The organism is Limnovirga soli, from assembly GCF_013106755.1.
Lineage (GTDB): Bacteria > Bacteroidota > Bacteroidia > Chitinophagales > Chitinophagaceae > Limnovirga > Limnovirga soli.
The window spans coordinates 171,169-187,970 of record NZ_WHPF01000006.1 but is presented as its reverse complement, the minus strand read 5'-3'; the positions used below and the strand labels follow the sequence as shown (position 1 = coordinate 187,970).

The 16,802-nt window shown below is 38.0% G+C and carries 18 protein-coding genes; 16 read left to right on the top strand and 2 right to left on the bottom strand.

Annotation, left to right across the window (positions count from 1 at the left end; genetic code table 11):
• Positions 1-13: 13 nt before the first annotated feature.
• The 5 genes from GD597_RS09760 to GD597_RS09740 all read left to right on the top strand — a co-directional run bounded on the left by GD597_RS09760 (position 14) and on the right by GD597_RS09740 (position 4,744).
• Positions 14-847: an energy transducer TonB gene (locus GD597_RS09760; protein ID WP_171607662.1), complete on the top strand. Its 834-nt coding sequence runs from the start codon at positions 14-16 to the stop codon at positions 845-847.
• A 231-nt stretch (positions 848-1,078) separates the two neighbouring features.
• Positions 1,079-1,939 carry a sugar phosphate isomerase/epimerase family protein gene (locus GD597_RS09755; RefSeq protein WP_171607661.1) on the top strand — a complete coding sequence of 287 codons (861 nt, stop codon included), beginning with the start codon at positions 1,079-1,081 and terminating at the stop codon, positions 1,937-1,939.
• Positions 1,940-2,185: 246 nt separating this feature from the next.
• Complete coding sequence (locus tag GD597_RS09750) at positions 2,186-3,061, top strand: carbon-nitrogen hydrolase (protein ID WP_171607660.1); 876 nt, start codon at positions 2,186-2,188, stop codon at positions 3,059-3,061.
• Positions 3,061-4,113: an agmatine deiminase family protein gene (locus GD597_RS09745; RefSeq protein ID WP_171607659.1), complete on the top strand. Its 1,053-nt coding sequence runs from the start codon at positions 3,061-3,063 to the stop codon at positions 4,111-4,113. The genes GD597_RS09750 and GD597_RS09745 overlap by 1 nt, the downstream gene beginning before the upstream one ends.
• A gap of 346 nt (positions 4,114-4,459) precedes the next feature.
• Complete coding sequence (locus GD597_RS09740) at positions 4,460-4,744, top strand: RNA recognition motif domain-containing protein (protein WP_171607658.1); 285 nt, start codon at positions 4,460-4,462, stop codon at positions 4,742-4,744.
• Between the two features lie 67 nt (positions 4,745-4,811).
• On the opposite strand, the gene GD597_RS09735 is transcribed toward GD597_RS09740, so the two are convergent.
• The gene (locus GD597_RS09735; protein ID WP_171607657.1) at positions 4,812-5,315 is read right to left on the bottom strand and encodes a YdeI/OmpD-associated family protein; all 504 of its coding nucleotides are present in this window, start codon (positions 5,313-5,315) and stop codon (positions 4,812-4,814) included.
• Between the two features lie 283 nt (positions 5,316-5,598).
• Between GD597_RS09735 and GD597_RS09730 the strand changes: the two genes are divergently transcribed.
• From GD597_RS09730 to GD597_RS09710, 5 genes are all read left to right on the top strand, one after another.
• Entirely contained in the window at positions 5,599-6,648 is a 1,050-nt protein-coding gene (locus GD597_RS09730) for an NAD(P)-dependent alcohol dehydrogenase (protein WP_171607656.1), read from the top strand.
• 74 nt (positions 6,649-6,722) lie between these two features.
• Positions 6,723-7,157, top strand: coding sequence for an FKBP-type peptidyl-prolyl cis-trans isomerase (locus GD597_RS09725; protein ID WP_171607655.1), 435 nt, complete (start codon positions 6,723-6,725; stop codon positions 7,155-7,157).
• A gap of 195 nt (positions 7,158-7,352) precedes the next feature.
• Positions 7,353-8,132: a (Fe-S)-binding protein gene (locus GD597_RS09720; protein WP_171607654.1), complete on the top strand. Its 780-nt coding sequence runs from the start codon at positions 7,353-7,355 to the stop codon at positions 8,130-8,132.
• 109 nt (positions 8,133-8,241) lie between these two features.
• Positions 8,242-8,757 carry a hypothetical protein gene (locus GD597_RS09715; protein WP_171607653.1) on the top strand — a complete coding sequence of 172 codons (516 nt, stop codon included), beginning with the start codon at positions 8,242-8,244 and terminating at the stop codon, positions 8,755-8,757.
• 9 nt (positions 8,758-8,766) lie between these two features.
• A complete protein-coding gene (locus GD597_RS09710) occupies positions 8,767-9,153 on the top strand; it encodes a VOC family protein (protein ID WP_171607652.1) in 387 nt (128 codons plus the stop codon).
• On the opposite strand, the gene GD597_RS09705 is transcribed toward GD597_RS09710, so the two are convergent.
• The gene (locus GD597_RS09705; protein WP_171607651.1) at positions 9,143-10,099 is read right to left on the bottom strand and encodes a DUF3078 domain-containing protein; all 957 of its coding nucleotides are present in this window, start codon (positions 10,097-10,099) and stop codon (positions 9,143-9,145) included. The two genes, GD597_RS09710 and GD597_RS09705, sit on opposite strands and share 11 nt — an antisense overlap.
• A gap of 421 nt (positions 10,100-10,520) precedes the next feature.
• On the opposite strand from GD597_RS09705, the gene miaB reads away from it, so the two are divergent.
• From miaB to mltG, 6 genes are all read left to right on the top strand, one after another.
• Positions 10,521-11,945, top strand: coding sequence for a tRNA (N6-isopentenyl adenosine(37)-C2)-methylthiotransferase MiaB (gene miaB / locus GD597_RS09700; protein WP_171607650.1), 1,425 nt, complete (start codon positions 10,521-10,523; stop codon positions 11,943-11,945).
• 69 nt (positions 11,946-12,014) lie between these two features.
• The gene (locus tag GD597_RS09695) at positions 12,015-13,295 is read left to right on the top strand and encodes a sigma 54-interacting transcriptional regulator (RefSeq protein WP_171607831.1); all 1,281 of its coding nucleotides are present in this window, start codon (positions 12,015-12,017) and stop codon (positions 13,293-13,295) included.
• A complete protein-coding gene (gene lptE, locus GD597_RS09690) occupies positions 13,279-13,869 on the top strand; it encodes an LPS assembly lipoprotein LptE (protein WP_235954252.1) in 591 nt (196 codons plus the stop codon). The genes GD597_RS09695 and lptE overlap by 17 nt, the downstream gene beginning before the upstream one ends.
• A 20-nt stretch (positions 13,870-13,889) precedes the next feature.
• Positions 13,890-15,065: a hypothetical protein gene (locus GD597_RS09685; protein WP_171607649.1), complete on the top strand. Its 1,176-nt coding sequence runs from the start codon at positions 13,890-13,892 to the stop codon at positions 15,063-15,065.
• A gap of 1 nt (position 15,066) precedes the next feature.
• Positions 15,067-15,423: a preprotein translocase subunit SecG gene (gene secG, locus GD597_RS09680; RefSeq protein WP_171607648.1), complete on the top strand. Its 357-nt coding sequence runs from the start codon at positions 15,067-15,069 to the stop codon at positions 15,421-15,423.
• Positions 15,424-15,768: 345 nt separating this feature from the next.
• A complete protein-coding gene (gene mltG / locus GD597_RS09675; RefSeq protein WP_171607647.1) occupies positions 15,769-16,797 on the top strand; it encodes an endolytic transglycosylase MltG in 1,029 nt (342 codons plus the stop codon).
• Positions 16,798-16,802 lie beyond the last annotated feature (5 nt).

Sequence of the window (16,802 nt, the reverse complement as noted above, 5' to 3'; positions counted from 1 at the left end):
TAATTCCCGAGCAATGGACATAAATAAAATTTTAACCGCAGATATCCTCGATTTAATTTTCGAGGGTAGAAATAAAGAGTATGGGGCATACGACCTGCGTAAAACCTACAAAAAAAGACTAATCATATCAGTGACAAGCATGCTTGCCATTTGTTTATTGGTTTTTTTAGGAAGTGTTTTGGCCAAATACGTTGTGCCGGAAAAACAGACTCAAATTCTGGTGGAAGATGTTTCTCTTGCTGACGTAAAGCAGGATGAGAAAAAACCTGAGCCACCACCACCTCCACCACCACCAAAAGTGGAACCACCAAAAGTGGAGATTACAAAGTTTACACCTCCTAAAATTGTAAAAGATGAAGAGGTTAAGCCAGATGAAAAGCCACCTGAACAAGATAAATTGGATGATACTAAAATTGGTACCATCAATCAGGAAGGTGAAAAGTCCGATGTAATCGCACCTCCGGTAGAACAAAGTACCGGACAGGTAGAAGCCCCAAAAGCACAAGTAGAAGACTATGATAAAGAGTTCAAAACTGTGCAAATTGAAGCTAAATTTCCAGGTGGATCTGGTGCCTGGACAAAATATCTGGAAAGAAATTTAAATAGTAACGTGCCAGTTGATAATGGAGCACCTCCTGCCAACTATACTGTTATTGTTTCATTTCTTGTAGATAAAAACGGAAATATCTCTGAGGTACAAGCACTTAATGACCCAGGTTATGGTACCAAAGAAGAAGCAGTACGTGTTATCAAAAAAGGACCAGCCTGGACTCCTGCAGTTCAAAATGGTAGAAACGTAATTTACCGTCAAAAGCAAAGCATTACTTTCCAGGTTTCTGAAGGGTAATCTAAACTTAAATAAATAAAAAGCCTCCACATGATGGAGGCTTTTTTATTTATCAATCTATTGGTATTATTTATATGGCATGCAATTGATCCTTTACTCATCTTCTCTTGTGTCACTCACTGCATCGTTCCTCATTTATGGCAGCAATGAATAAAATGGATTATTAATTTATTCATTTCTAATCGTTTTGTTTAATAATAAGCACTATATTCAGTCCATAAAACTTACTATATGGAAAGGAGAACATTTGTTAAATCACTTGCATTTACTGCTGCAGGTATTGGTTTATCATCTACATTGCTGGCTGCACCCAAAAAGAAAGCACTGGGTATTCAATTGTATACACTTCGTGATGCTTTAGCCAAAGACGTAACCGGTTCTTTGGAGAAATTAAGCAAACTGGGTTACAACGAAATAGAGTTATTTGGATATAACGGAACTTTTTTTGGTAAAACAGCCAAAGAATTCGCTACTATTTGCAACAACCTGGGTTTAAAACCTATTAGTTCACATTATGTTACTGGCAGAACTACTAATGCAACTGCTACGCTAACAAATGGCTGGCAAAAGGCGGTAGATGATGCCGCAGAATTAAAATTGGAATATATGGTTTGCGCCTGGTTGCCACCAGCAGAAAGAACAGCAGAATTATATAAACCTTTACCAGATTTGCTAAGCAGCTCAGCCGAGGTTTGTAACAAAGCAAATATGCAATTCTGTTACCATAACCACGACTTTGAATTTGAAAATGTAGGCGGTTCCATGCCATATGACTTGCTTTTGAATCAAACTGATAGCAATAAAGTTAAAATGGAATTGGATTTATATTGGGTAAGTAAGGCTGGAAAAGATGCTGTGGCATTATTTGAGGCAAACCCTGGTCGTTTTCCTCTATGGCATGTGAAAGATAAAGACAGAACTAGTGGTGCTTTTGCAGAAGTGGGTAATGGTGATATTGATTTTGACCGCATTTTTGCTGCAAGAAAAACCGCCGGATTAAAACACTGGTTTGTAGAACAGGATGTTTGTAAAGGCGATCCTTTTGATAGTATCAGAATGAGCCGGGATTATGTTAAAACTAAAAAGTGGTAAGTAATCTAATATCATCGCAAGGGTAGCAATAGCTACCCTTTTTTTTTTAAGAATGCTAAGATTGGATAATTCTTGCACTAATTCCTGGCTTTTTTATGATGCCACAAAGAATCGGAACGATGAACCGAGCGTGGCAAGTATAGTTGCATTACTTACTAAAGCCCACCTCCAAAATGTACTAACTGTTATTTCCCTTTTGGAAAAGCCATTTTCATGTATTTTTGCAAGGTTTTAAAAAAGTGAAATATGCATAAAGTACGGGTAGGTTTGGTTCAAATGAACTGCACTGCTGATAAAATTTCAAATTTTGAGAAAGCGGTATTAAAAATAAAAGAAGCTGCTGCAAAAGGAGCCCAAATTATTTGTTTGCAGGAATTGTTTACTTCTCTATATTTCTGTGATGTAGAAGATTACGATAATTTTAATTTGGCCGAGTCCGTTCCCGGACCTTCAACAGATGCATTGGGTAAACTGGCTGCCGAGTTAGGAGTAGTTATTATAGCCTCCTTATTTGAAAAAAGAACCCAGGGTATTTACCATAATACTACGGCTGTTCTAGACGCGGATGGTACTTATTTGGGTAAATATCGCAAAATGCATATACCTGATGACCCTTCTTATTACGAAAAATTCTACTTTACTCCAGGCGACCTTGGTTATAAAGTGTTTAAAACAAAATTTGCTACAATCGGGGTGTTAATTTGCTGGGATCAATGGTATCCGGAAGCTGCAAGAATTACTGCTTTAATGGGTGCCGAAATTTTATTTTATCCTACCGCTATCGGCTGGCATAAAACACAGGATGAAGCTACTAATACTGAACAATACAACGCATGGCAAACCATTCAGCGCAGCCATGCCGTAGCCAATGGTTTACATGTAGTAAGTGTAAATAGATGTGGTTATGAGCAGGATGGTTCTATGCAATTTTGGGGTGGCTCCTTTATAGCTAATCCTTTTGGTACTTTATTGTATAAGGCTTCACATACCACAGAAGAAATACATGTGCAGGAATTAGATCTGCAATTAACTGATCGTTACCGCACACACTGGCCTTTTATGCGCGACAGAAGAATTGATTCTTACCAACCTATTACTAAAAGATTTATAGACGAAGATTAATGACAGCGTTATCCAACACACCTGCTGATTTAGGGTATTATTTCCCCGCAGAATTTGCCCCGCATACTGCCACCTGGTTAAGCTGGCCTCATAAAGAAGCTTCCTGGCCTGGTAAAATAGATGCTATTTACCCATACTATTGCCAATTTATACAAGAATTGGCTAAACATGAAAGAGTATGTATAAATGTAGTAGATGCTGTTATGCAGGCATTTGCCACTAAGCATATTGAGCATGCTGGAGCCAATATGTTGAATGTATCATTTTTTATGCATCCTACCAATGATGCCTGGTGTAGGGATCATGGTCCTGCTTTTTTAATTAATCCCGAAGCTGAAATAAAAAAAGTGGTAGTTGATTGGAATTATAATGCCTGGGGCGGTAAATATCCCCCCTACGATTTGGATGATATTATACCAACCAAAATTGCCCAACACTATAATATTCCGGTGTACTATCCCGGTATAATTATGGAAGGAGGCTCAGTAGAGTTTAATGGAAAAGGCACATTGGTTACTTCTAAAGCCTGTTTATTGAACAAGAATCGAAACCCGCATTTAAATCAGGAGCAGATTGAGCAGTATTTATATAATTATTACGGGGTTAAGCAAGTGCTTTGGGTAGACGATGGTATTGTTGGCGATGATACAGACGGGCATATTGATGATACTGTGCGTTTTGTAAATGATGATACCGTTATTACGGTTGTAGAAGAAAATAAACTGGATGAAAACTATCATTTGTTGCAAAACAACCTTCATCAGTTGCAGCAAATGAGGTTGCTTAATGGCCGCCAGTTAAATATTGTAGAGCTACCCATGCCCGATGCGGTAATTTATGAGGATCAACGGCTTCCGGCATCATATGCCAATTTTTACATAGCTAATCAATCTGTTATTGTGCCCACTTACCGGTGCCCAAAAGATGATAAAGCATTACAAATTATTCAGACATGTTTCCCAAACAAACAGGTAATTGGTATCGATTCAGTAGAAATAATTTGGGGCCTTGGTAGCTTTCATTGTCTTAGTCAGCAAGAGCCCGCAGTGTAATTTTATTACTAGCCCTGCAGAAGTACAAGAAAAGGGCTTTACTTGCGTCGCACTCTTGTACTTTAAGAATATATCTGGGCATAAGCACTTGTTATGTATTTAATCCGATAGAAAATGGTTAATGTAGTAATTACCAACTCAGAACCATACTGATAATATTGTATTGTTTTTAGCTGCTTAAAAAAATAATACCAACAGTCTGCGGTAATAAGCTTACATTTGCACTGTCAATTTGAGTTCTACAGTTTAGTGATCGATATTTCTGCTACGCATATTTAATAAATAGTTAGTCAGTTACGTTACGCCTGTTTTTTCTCAAGCATTTTTATTTTATTAATTATTTAGTATGAACATTTATGTTTCAAATTTAAGCTTCGCAGTACAAGACGAAGACTTAAGAGGTTTTTTTGCAGAGTATGGTGAAGTTACATCTGCTAAAGTTATCATGGACAAATTTACTAACCGTAGCCGTGGCTTTGGTTTTGTAGAAATGGCTGATAAAGAAGGCGCTGAAAAAGCAATCAAAGAACTTGATGGCGCTACAGTTGATGGCCGTGCCATTAAAGTAAACGAAGCAAGACCTAAGGAAGATCGTCCTAAGAAGCCTGCTTATTCTAACAACCGTTGGTAGTTGTTACAAAACAGTATTAGTATTAATCTGTTATAATATTGGGAGTTCAGCAATGAACTCCCATTTTTTATTTAATGTTAATGGCTTTCATGGCTTCGCCAAAAGTTTTCCCTGTGGCAAGCGAAATAACGGAAACGGCTATGCGCCTTGCTTTTGTTTCGGCAGTTTTAGCGCTCTCAATCCATTTGGTGTAATACTTTTTATGGCTTAGCGGTAATTTATTAAAGTTTTGAAGTGCAATCGGCTCATCTTCCAGGCATACCAATAAATCTTCAGAAATTATAAATGGTGTTTCATCCAATATTAGTGAAACCTGCACCATAGCTCCTTTGCGTTTTTTGATGGCTTTTCTTACATCCACCTTTAAGGGCATAATAAATTTTCCATCACCCATGGGTAATAGGGCTACCTGCTTAAAGCTATACTCGTCCAGCTTTCCTTTTACCCTAAACGATTTTTTATTGCCCGGTAAAAGTGCCTCAGTAATGTCAGTAGGGATTTCAATGTAAGTCCAACCGGTCTTTTCACCCTTTTCTTCAAATTTTAGTATAATAGTCGTGAATTGCTGCATATACCTTTTTACTACTGATTATTGTTGCAAATTGCCTGTATAAATGTAAGGCTTAAATTATTTTTTACGGATATTGAGTATAAAGCTGAGTAAAATTTCTGTTGTACAAGAGTGCGACGCAAGTAAAGCCTCATTATTTACAAATGCCTGGCCAATATTCCATTCAATTGTATTTTTTTTTTACGAATCAGGTAATATATTGTTATTAGCCATCAATATTTAATAAATAGAACATAATCCATGTTCAATAGTATATTTTTGTTTTAGCTTAAAAAAAATAAACATGTCACATACAAATGCATATGCAGCGCAGTCTGCAACTTCACAGTTAACACCTTTTAATTTTAATCGCAGGGAGGTGGGGCCGCACGATGTTCAAATGGATATTTTGTATTGCGGCGTTTGCCATTCTGATATTCATCAGGTACGTAATGAGTGGGGCAATTCTATTTACCCCATGGTACCCGGCCATGAAATTGTTGGCAGAATTACTAAAGTAGGCGCACATGTTACCAAGTTTAAAGTTGGAGATTTAGCCGGCGTTGGCTGTTTTACTGATTCTTGCCGCGAATGCGATAATTGTAAATCTGGCGATGAACAGTATTGCGATAAAGGGATGACTGGCACTTATAATGGCTACGAAAAAGATGGTGTTACCATTAGTCAGGGCGGTTATTCAACTGTAATTGTTACAGATGAAAATTATACGCTTAAAGTATCGGATGCATTACCATTAGAAGGTGTGGCTCCATTACTTTGTGCGGGCATTACCACCTATTCACCCTTAAAACATGTTGGTGTAAAAAAGGGAGATAGGGTAGCTGTACTTGGTTTGGGAGGCCTGGGCCATATGGCTGTAAAATTTGCAGTAGCATTTGGCGCAGAAGTTACCATGTTAAGTACTTCGCCATCTAAAGCTGCAGATGCTGCCCGCCTTGGGGCGCATCATTTCGCGCTAACCAGCGATGCAGAAACGATGAAGGGCTTACAAAACCATTTTGATGTAATTCTTAATACCGTATCTGCACAGCACGAGTATATTCCTTATTTAAATTTGTTAAGAACAAATGGTACTATGATTGTTGTTGGTGTACCACCAACACCGGTTCAAATACATGCTTTTCCATTAATCATGAAACGCAGAAGTATTATCGGCTCATTAATTGGCAGTATAAAAGAAACCCAGGAAATGCTTGATTTTTGCGCAGCCCATAATATCGCTTCTGATGTGGAAGTGATTAAAATAGATTACATAAATGAAGCATATGAACGCATTTTAAAAAGCGATGTGCGTTACAGGTTTGTAATTGATATTGCATCTCTAAAATCATAATCACAGTAATTGTTAAGCACTGGTGTTTTGCTGGAAATTTTCTTTTTATCACCTAATATTGCAAAAAAAATAGCATGAGTATCGCAGATAAATTATTCAATTTAAAAAATGAAAAAGCGGCTGCCAATTTACAGGCTGGTCAGGAGTTTTTAGCCGCCAATACAGCCAATGAAGCAGTGGTAGCATTACCCAGTGGCTTACAATACATGGTATTAACCGAGGGTACCGGAGCAAAACCAACATCCACACAAAAAGTAACCTGTCATTATCACGGAACTTTAATTGATGGTACTGTTTTCGATAGTTCGGTTCAACGTGGCCAACCTGCAACGTTTCCTTTAAACATGGTAATAAAGGGCTGGACAGAAGGTCTGCAACTTATGGGCGTGGGCAGCAAATGGCGTTTCTTTATTCCACCACATCTTGGTTATGGCGATCGTCAGGTAAGTGCGCAAATTGGCCCCAATAGCACCCTTATTTTCGATGTGGAATTATTAGGCATAAGCTAATATTTAAATATATTTTTTAAAAGGGCATAGCAATATGCCCTTTTTGTTTTAATAATCCATTTTTTAGCCCAACTAAAGTGGGTAAATGGGGCTTTACTTGCGTCGCACACTTGTACTTTCGGTAAAAAAATCAGCGGTAGAAAGGCAGTTGCTTTTCCATTTTATTTTGCCCTAATTTTGAAAAAATGTTTTGATATGAAAGTTCCCAGCATGGCCGAAATGATGATGAACGGAGAAACCCCCGAGATTTTATTTTGGGTAGGTTGCGCAGGAAGTTTTGATGCACGGGCCCAAAAAATTACCAAAGCCTTTGCCTTAATACTGGATAAGGTAGGCATCAAATATGCTATTTTAGGTAAGGAAGAAACCTGTACCGGCGACCCGGCACGAAGGGCCGGAAACGAATTTTTGTTTCAAATGATGGCTTATCAAAACATACAGGTACTTAATAATTATGGTATAAAAAAAATTGTTACAGCATGCCCGCATTGTTTTAATACCCTTAAAAACGAATACCCCGAATTAGGTGGCCATTACGAAGTAATACACCATACCAGTTTTTTGCAACAGTTAATTGATGATGGTAAAATAAAGCTAAAGGAAGGTGGCGACTTTAAAGGAAAGCGCATAACATTTCATGATAGTTGCTATTTGGGCCGCGCCAATCATATTTACGAAGCACCCCGAAAGGTACTGGAAGTATTAGATGCCGAACTGGTAGAAATGAAACGTTGTCGCAGTAATGGCTTATGTTGTGGTGCCGGTGGCGCCCAAATGTTTAAAGAAGATGAACCCGGCGATAAAAGAATAAATATCGAAAGGGCTGATGAGGCGTTGGCTTTACAACCACAGGTAATTGCATCCAGTTGCCCTTTTTGCAATACCATGCTAACAGATGGTGTTAAAAACCGGGAGAAAGAAGCCGATGTACAAGTGCTTGATATTGCCGAATTAATTGCAGCCAGTTTAGCATAATAACACAAGATTTTACATTCAATTATGGCCTGTTATATAATTGGGTTTTATCTGTTGTACATTTGCAGCCATACAACAACAATTTTATTTTCCGTTTTAAATTTTGAATATGAATTTTGACTATCAAATACATATACCCGAAGATTTTCACGATTTGTCAAGAGTTTGGATTTACCAAAGCAGCCGTTTATTTACCCTGCAGGAAGCGTTACAAATAGAAGAAATACTGGACGCTTTTGTAAAGGATTGGCAAACACATGGCACTCCGGTTAAAGGATATGCAAATTTGTTATTCGGCCAGTTTGTAATTATCATGGCTGATGAAACTGTTACCGGAGTAAGTGGATGTAGTACGGATAGTTCGGTTAGAATTATCAAACAAATTGAATCGCTTTCTGGCGTAAATATGTTCGACAGGCAGTCTTTAGCTTTTGTAATAAAAGATAAAGTACAATTATTACCTATGGCACAATTAAAATATGCCGTTGATAATGGATTTGTTTTGCCAACCACTTTATATTTTAATAACCTGGTAGCAACCAAAAAGGAGTTATTACAAAACTGGTTGCAGCCGGTAAGCAAAAGTTGGTTAGCCAACCGGATTAGTTTTCCTGAAATAGCCTAAAAATACCGGATGCATTATAAATACCTTACCCCTATGTTGTGGACCAGCGATTTAAAAGCTACTGTAGCATTTTACCAGTTACAACTTGCTTTTGAAATTAGCGAACTCAACGAAGAATGGGGCTGGTGTCATATGCGTAAAGATGGCGTAGATTTCATGTTCGCAGTGCCCAACGAACACACGCCATACGAAAAACCAGTATTTACTGGTACATTTTATATCTATACCGATGATATAGATGAATTATGGGAAAAAGTAAAAGACACGCCGCATATTTACTATCCAATTGAAGATTTTGAATATGGCATGCGGGAATTTGCCATAAAAGATAATAATGGATACATTCTGCAATTTGGTAAAGACCTGCTAAATAATACTGCCTTACCTAATTCATAATTACATTAAATGGCATAGAAAACCCAATGCCAATCAGGCTTTTTAATTGCAGCCCCGGACTATCGCTGTTTTTACCAAATAACTTTACATCGTCATCGTAAATAAGATCCAGGTTATAGGTGGCAGATAAAAACTTGTTTATTTTGAAATTAAAGAAGTTGGTAAAATACATGTCAACATTCTCCGGGTTGTGGCCATAATCGCTAAACAAATCCATCTTGCCTTTATACACAACATTTTTAAACACCGGAGAAGTAAATGTAGTAGAAGCAAAAGCACCAATCTGGTTAATAGAATGGCTGCCGGCTGGTACACCGTATAAGCCTTTGTCAGAAAGTCTTTTGCTGGCTACAATTGTCATACGTTCTGTAACCGGGGAAAAGAACAGGGAATAATGTTTATAAGGTTTAAAATCAAAACCAGCGGCCAGAAATAAGTAAGCCGGCGATAATAAAGTAGAATTTAAAGTGGCCACATTATTACTGTAAGAATTACCATCAAAAAACTGCGACCTGAAATTAAACAAGGCAGATAAATACCATTTTCCGGTACTATCAATACTATAACCATACTTAGACAAAACATCAAGCCTGTCATCATTTTTACGGCTGCCAAGCGATGTGGTATTAATATACCCAAAATTAAAATCGGCACTATTGTCCCAATTATGCTTGGGCCCTTTATTTAAAATATGATAATTCAGGTACGAAGCCACTGCAATTGTAAAATTATCACCGCCCGATGCCCAGTTACTTAACGATCCCTGGGCCACATTCAGGTTTACCATACCACCCCGTTTCCAGGTCCATTTGGCAGTATCGTTCTGGTCTTTTTTTACTGTTTTAAAAATTTCTGAAGGCAGCACTTTTACAGGTATATAATCCTGCGCACTCGACATAAATACCATTGCAAAACATACAATGCTTAATAAAGCGTGTTTACTCATGTGATTATTTAAGGTTTACATGCACATTATTATTATGAACCCGGCTATTCTTCTATTATCAGCTTTACTTGCGTCGCACACAGCATCGTTCTCCTATGCCTCGGCAAAAAATACAACACTATCCAACAAATTCATAACACTAAGATATACTTTACCTGAAAACGAATAACGCTATTCTTGACCGCAAATTTACTTTGGGCTTCCTATAATAATGTTAATAAACTGTCAAACAGTCAGTACAACAATTTTTATATATTTTTGCAGACTGTTATCACTGGCCGATACCAATTATTACAATAACAATTAGGCTTTGCTGCAAATTGATATGGAGTACAAGTGAGTGACACAACAAAAGCCGATATGGAACCATAGCCGGCAACCAAATAAATAAACAAATATTTTAAAACAAGGATTTTTATAAATGGATACGCTGCAAATAACTGCCAAAGAACATGATGAAGCCAGGCAAGGTGAAGCTTTTGCGCCATTTGCCCTAGATGAAAACAGCTACAGAAAAAAATTCTATATAGAAAGTTATGGTTGCGCCATGAATTTTAGCGATAGTGAAATTGTAGCTTCTATTTTACATAAAGAAGGTTTTGGCGCCACCTTAAACACAGAGGAAGCTGATTTGATTTTTGTAAACACCTGCTCTATAAGAGAAAAAGCTGAGCAAACAGTACGTAAGCGCCTTACCGAATTTAGAAAATTAAAACAGGCTAAACCAGGTATGTTGGTTGGCGTTTTGGGATGCATGGCAGAGCGCTTAAAAAGTAAATTGCTGGAGGAAGAGAAATTGGTGGATATGGTGGTGGGCCCCGATGCGTACCGCAGTTTACCCGGCCTAATTGAAGAGGCCGAAACCGGCCAAAAAGCAGTGAATGTATTATTAAGCAGGGATGAAACCTATGCTGATATATCGCCGGTACGATTACAAAGTAATGGCGTAAATGCATTTATATCTATTATGCGCGGCTGCAATAATATGTGTAGTTTTTGCGTGGTACCGTTTACCCGTGGCCGTGAACGCAGCCGTGATGCTGATTCAATAGTAGAAGAGGCCAAAGACCTATTTAACCGCGGTTTTAAGGATGTAACCTTACTAGGGCAAAACGTTGACAGTTATTACTGGGTAGCCAATGATAATACCACTATTGTCAACTTTGCCAATTTGTTGGAAAAAGTTGCCTTGGTTAGCCCTGAATTAAGGGTAAGGTTTAGCACTTCGCACCCTAAGGACATAACGGATGATGTATTACACACCATTGCAAAATATGAGAATATCTGTAACTATATACATCTTCCTGTACAAAGTGGCAGTAACAGAATATTACAATTAATGAATAGAACCTATACCAGGGAATGGTATATGGCCAAGGTTGACCAGATTAGAAAAATTATTCCAGATTGTGGTATTAGTTCAGATATCATTGCTGGTTTTTGTACAGAAACGGAAGAAGATCATCTGCAAACCATGGATATAATGAGCTATAGTAAATACGATTTAAGCTATACTTATTTTTACAGTGAACGCCCCGGCACCCTTGCTGAACGTAGGTTTACAGATGATGTATCATTGGAAACCAAGAAACGCCGGCTGCAGGAAATTGTAGACCTGCAATATCAGTTATCTTATCAAAGCAATATTATTGAAGTTGGCAAAACTTATAAGGTATTAATTGAGGGCGATAGTAAACGTAGTAACCTGGATTGGCTAGGCAGAACCTCTCACAATAAAGTAATTATTTTTCCTAAGGCAAACCTACAACTTACAAAAGGAGATTATGTGGATGTAAAAGTGCATGAGTGTTCAAAAGCAACCTTAATTGGTGAAGCAGTGGTTTAAAAGTAACATGTAAGGCAGGCCAATAATTACCCGAGAATGTAAATACGGGTAATGTTTAATTCTAAAACAATGGATATACAAAGTATAAAAAACCGATTTGGCATTATTGGTAATTCGCTTGCATTGCATAATGCATTGAATACAGCTATACAAGTGGCTTCAACGGATTTAAGTGTGTTAATTGTTGGTGAGAGTGGAGTTGGTAAGGAAGTTTTTTCGCAAATCATTCACGCATTATCTTCCCGCAAGCATAATCATTTTATTGCCGTAAACTGTGGTGCAATACCCGAGGGCACAATTGATTCAGAATTATTTGGCCATGAGAAAGGGTCCTTCACCGGTGCAGTAGATAGCAGAAAAGGTTACTTTGAAACAGTGAGTGGCGGCACTATTTTTTTGGATGAAATAGGGGAGATGCCTATTGGAACACAGGCTCGGTTGTTAAGGGTGCTTGAAACAGGTGAGTTTATCAGGGTTGGATCATCAAAAGTGCAAAAAACGGATGTGCGGGTAATTGCCGCTACCAACCGCGAATTACTGGAATTTACCCAAACCGGTAAGTTTAGGGAAGATTTGTATTACAGGTTAAGTACCGTACCCATTCGGGTACCTTCTTTAAGAGACAGAAAAGAGGATATACCTATCCTATTCAGAAAATTTGTAGTTGATTTTGCAGAGCGGTATAAAACCACACCGGTGCAACTGGATGAAGAAGCAAAAGCCCTGTTAATTAACTATCCCTGGCCCGGTAATGTTAGGGAATTGAAGAATATTGCAGAGCAGATTTCTGTATTAAGTGTCCAATCATTTATTACAGCGCCAGAGTTGAGAAAATTTTTGCCCGAGAAAAATTTCTATCGATTGCCTGTTTTGGCTAATCAACCAACACCGGCTGCAAATAATGATTTCTCCAATGAGAGAGAAATTCTATACAAACTTTTTTTCGACATGAAAAAGGATGTTACCGAGTTGAAAAAAATGTTCCTTGAAATTTTGCAAAACCCTGCATTGGCAGGCCAGGCCGCCAATTTTACGCAAGAGTCACTGGTAAATGATTATAACGGGCACAACAATAATGACTATCAGCCGCAAATTATGCCTGCAGTAGTACACAATGCATATTCGCCACAGGCGCAGGTTACCCAACAACCAGTAATTTTTACACATGAAAATGATATTCATCAACACGAGGATGTGGAAGAATCGCTAAATATTATGGATAAGGAAAAGGAATTGATTATAAAAGCCTTGAAAAAACATAAGGGTAAAAGAAAAGATGCATCGTCGGATTTGGGCATTAGTGAAAGAACATTATACAGAAAACTAAAAGAATATGACATTGAAGAATAATAGCTTTCCATCAATAATGCAACTTCAAAGAACTATAATTACCGTTAATATGTTTAGAAGGCAGGTGGTTTTTTTATTAGTGCTTGGCATGGTATTTTTTCTAAGCTCCTGTGGGGTATACACATTTAAAGATGTTACTATTCCGCCTGAGGTAAAAACAGTAAAGATTAGCTTTCTTGAAAACAGGGCCAGCTATAAAAACCCACAGTTAAGCCCAAGATTAACGGATCAATTGCAACAAAAAATTTCTAACCAAACCCGCTTAATTCGTACCAATAAAGACGATGCCCATTATCAGATTAGCGGTTATATCAGTAGCTATAACGTAAGCACGGCAGGTTTAAGCAGTCAGGGTGGTACCACCAGGCAGCAGGCTGCTACCAACCGATTAACAGTAGCAGTTCATATTACTTTATTTAATTCATTGGATGGCAAATCTCAGGAATATGATGTAAGCAGGGATTTTGATTTCTCTGCAGGACTAAGTTTACAGCAGGCCGAAAATCAGTTACTGGACGATATCATCAAGAATGTAACAGATGAAATTTTTAACCGTATTTTTTCTAACTGGTAACAGAATTGTATTTTCACCAAATGATAAAAGCCGGGCAGGATATCATACAGGAACTATCAGAGCAACTATCATTACACAATATTGAGTATGATAAGTTAACTGCTTTATTGGCAAACCATCCCTATTTTGCCTTTGGTCAATTACTACTAGCGCAGCAGGAACAAGCTACCTCTGATATTAAGGCAAATGCTCAATGGAAAAAAACAGCCTTATACTTTAATGATACCCTTTGGCTGCAGTACCTGGTTAATCCGGAAGGTAGGTTGATTGATCAGCCTGAAGAAGTGAAAAATTTACCAGAGGAAAATATCGCAATAGCAGCTATTCAGGAAAATATTGCTGCTTCCATATTTGAGGCAACAAATACAGGAACAGAAGAAGAACCGGAGGTAATAGTAGAAACAGACATTGAACCAGCGCAGGAACTTATAGCAGATACGCTAATAGAAGCTGAACAATTAGAGCCTGAAATAGCTAATGAACCAGAGCAACAGGTAGAAAAAGTTGTACCTGAACAGAATGTTGAAGGTATTGCGGTTGTGGAGCCTGCTGAAGACAGTGTACCCGAAACTGTATTACATACTGAAATAGAAGCACCCCAAACTAAAATAGAGCTGCTAATAGAGCCAGCTTTGGTAAACGAAGTAATTCAGCCCGACAACCAGCCACAGGAGGTTACAGACCAGGTTGATGAAGGTGATTTGCCGTTGGATGAACCCGAACCTGAGGGAGAATTAAGTGTGGAACTGAGTGATCATCTTTCCAAGCTGGTAGAGCAGCAATTGAAGGAATTTCAAAAAACTATTAACTCAGAAGCACCTGTAGCTGATAAACCAAACCCCTTTCATACCATAGATTATTTTGCTTCGCAGGGAATTAAATTATTACAGGGAGGGCAGCAGCAAGACCAACTGGCTAATAAAGTAAAAAGTTTTACCGAATGGCTAAAACAAATGAAACGCATAAACCAACAACCTACCGATTTAGGTACAGATGCCGATACAGAGCGTATTATAGAAAACATTGCCCAAACTTCTAACGAAACAAAAGAGGTTATTACCGAAACTATGGCCCAGGTATTGGCAAAACAAGGTAAAACCGCCAAGGCAATTCAGTTATACCAAAAATTAAGTTTTTTGGATCCGTCCAAAAACATTTACTTTGCCGCCAAAATACAGGAACTTAAAGACAAATAAAATGACAATTCTATTTTTTATTTTAATCGTTTTAGCTTGCGCATTACTGGGTATTATTGTTTTAATTCAAAACCCAAAAGGCGGTGGTTTATCAGGTAATTTAGGTGGTTTTGGTAACCAGGTTATGGGTGTAAAGCAAACCAATGATGTGTTAGAAAAAGGCACCTGGATATTTTCAGGTTTAGTGGGTATTCTTTGCATTGTGTCAAGTTTGTTCTTTAGTAATACAACAGCAACACCAGGTAGCGATGTTATTCAAAAATTGAATACAGGTGCTGCTACTACTGCCCCTGCACCAAATGCAACATTGCCTTCAAATACAACTACTTTACCTGCTGCAACCGATACTGGCAAGTAATTGTACACAAACATATTTTAGTCCTGCCTGTATTTATAGGCAGGATTTTTTTTGCCTGCCTTTTATTGTTTTTATTTATGGGCCAGGCTGATGTAAACATATTAATCCCATTTGCGTCGCACACTTGTACGTTCCGATGCGCTATTCAGCTAAAACATATAAATCTCCGATATAAACTAAGGTCTTTTAAACCTGCATTTTTAGCTGCAATAAATGAGGAACCCTGAACTGTGCGACGCAAGTGCCGATGCCAGATGATGTATCGGTTGGCTCAAAAAAAATTAACCAATCCCTTTATAAATGTGTTTGCCAATGCAACGCGTTTTTTTGTTATTTTGGGGTGCAATGAAAAAAATATTCCTGTACATATTTGTTGTGCTTGTTTTTGCAGGCTCCTGGGCTGCATGGCTTGTTTTTGGGCCGGCAACCAGTTTTGAATCAAAATCTAAATTCCTGTTTATAAGGCCAGATAAGGATGTAAAAACACAGGTGTTAGATCAAATGGACAATGGTTTAATTAACCACAGTGTTGTTTTTGATTGGTTGGCTGCAAATGCCAGTGTTTGGGAAAAAGTGAAACCCGGCCGTTTTGAAATTAAAAAAGACGAAAACCTGTTTAATATAGTTAGAATGTTACGTAACAATACGCAGTCGCCTGTTAGACTAATTATAAATAAATGGAGGGTAAAGGAAGATTTTGCCAGGCAAATTGCCCGCAACTTTGATATTGACTCGGCTACTGCTATGCAATATTTTCTTAGTAACGATTCACTTAAAACATTTAATGTAGATACCAACACCCTGTTTACCCTGATAATTCCAGATACCTATTTTATTAAATGGAATAGTACATTGCCGGATATCATTGGAAAACTTCAGTCGGAAAATGATAAATTCTGGCAAAATGATAACCGTCTGCAAAGGGCTGCTGATGCCGGCTTAACTCCACAACAAGTATATACCATTGCCTCCATTATAGAAGAAGAAACCAATAAAAATGATGAAAAGGGTAATGTGGCGAGTGTATATATAAACCGTTGGCATAAAGGCATGGCTTTAGGTGCCGACCCCACCATAAAATATGCATTACGCGACTTTTCTATAAAGCGTATTTTGTATGGCCATTTAAAAGTTGAATCGCCTTACAATACGTATAGAAACAAGGGCTTGCCGCCCGGCCCGGTATGTACCCCTTCAAAAATTACTATTGATGCAGTGTTAGATGCGCCAAGAACGGATTATCTTTTCTTTGTTGCCAAAAGTGATTTTAGCGGGTATCATCATTTTAGCACCAATTATGCAGAACATGAGCAATATGCCAAGGCATACCAGCATGCATTAGATGAATGGATGGCCCGTAAACAAAAACAATAATTATT

What these genes read in the sequence shown, in the direction of transcription:
- miaB (WP_171607650.1), top strand. Translation starts at nt 10,521, where the DNA reads ATGGATACGCTGCAAATAACTGCCAAAGAACATGATGAAGCCAGGCAA.
- GD597_RS09750 (WP_171607660.1), top strand. Translation starts at nt 2,186, where the DNA reads ATGCATAAAGTACGGGTAGGTTTGGTTCAAATGAACTGCACTGCTGAT.
- mltG (WP_171607647.1), top strand. Translation starts at nt 15,769, where the DNA reads ATGAAAAAAATATTCCTGTACATATTTGTTGTGCTTGTTTTTGCAGGC.
- secG (WP_171607648.1), top strand. Translation starts at nt 15,067, where the DNA reads ATGACAATTCTATTTTTTATTTTAATCGTTTTAGCTTGCGCATTACTG.
- GD597_RS09720 (WP_171607654.1), top strand. Translation starts at nt 7,353, where the DNA reads ATGAAAGTTCCCAGCATGGCCGAAATGATGATGAACGGAGAAACCCCC.
- GD597_RS09745 (WP_171607659.1), top strand. Translation starts at nt 3,061, where the DNA reads ATGACAGCGTTATCCAACACACCTGCTGATTTAGGGTATTATTTCCCC.
- GD597_RS09730 (WP_171607656.1), top strand. Translation starts at nt 5,599, where the DNA reads ATGTCACATACAAATGCATATGCAGCGCAGTCTGCAACTTCACAGTTA.
- GD597_RS09685 (WP_171607649.1), top strand. Translation starts at nt 13,890, where the DNA reads ATGATAAAAGCCGGGCAGGATATCATACAGGAACTATCAGAGCAACTA.
- GD597_RS09695 (WP_171607831.1), top strand. Translation starts at nt 12,015, where the DNA reads ATGGATATACAAAGTATAAAAAACCGATTTGGCATTATTGGTAATTCG.
- GD597_RS09755 (WP_171607661.1), top strand. Translation starts at nt 1,079, where the DNA reads ATGGAAAGGAGAACATTTGTTAAATCACTTGCATTTACTGCTGCAGGT.
- GD597_RS09760 (WP_171607662.1), top strand. Translation starts at nt 14, where the DNA reads ATGGACATAAATAAAATTTTAACCGCAGATATCCTCGATTTAATTTTC.
- lptE (WP_235954252.1), top strand. Translation starts at nt 13,279, where the DNA reads ATGACATTGAAGAATAATAGCTTTCCATCAATAATGCAACTTCAAAGA.
- GD597_RS09735 (WP_171607657.1), bottom strand. Translation starts at nt 5,315, where the DNA reads ATGCAGCAATTCACGACTATTATACTAAAATTTGAAGAAAAGGGTGAA.
- GD597_RS09740 (WP_171607658.1), top strand. Translation starts at nt 4,460, where the DNA reads ATGAACATTTATGTTTCAAATTTAAGCTTCGCAGTACAAGACGAAGAC.
- GD597_RS09705 (WP_171607651.1), bottom strand. Translation starts at nt 10,099, where the DNA reads ATGAGTAAACACGCTTTATTAAGCATTGTATGTTTTGCAATGGTATTT.
- GD597_RS09715 (WP_171607653.1), top strand. Translation starts at nt 8,242, where the DNA reads ATGAATTTTGACTATCAAATACATATACCCGAAGATTTTCACGATTTG.
- GD597_RS09710 (WP_171607652.1), top strand. Translation starts at nt 8,767, where the DNA reads ATGCATTATAAATACCTTACCCCTATGTTGTGGACCAGCGATTTAAAA.
- GD597_RS09725 (WP_171607655.1), top strand. Translation starts at nt 6,723, where the DNA reads ATGAGTATCGCAGATAAATTATTCAATTTAAAAAATGAAAAAGCGGCT.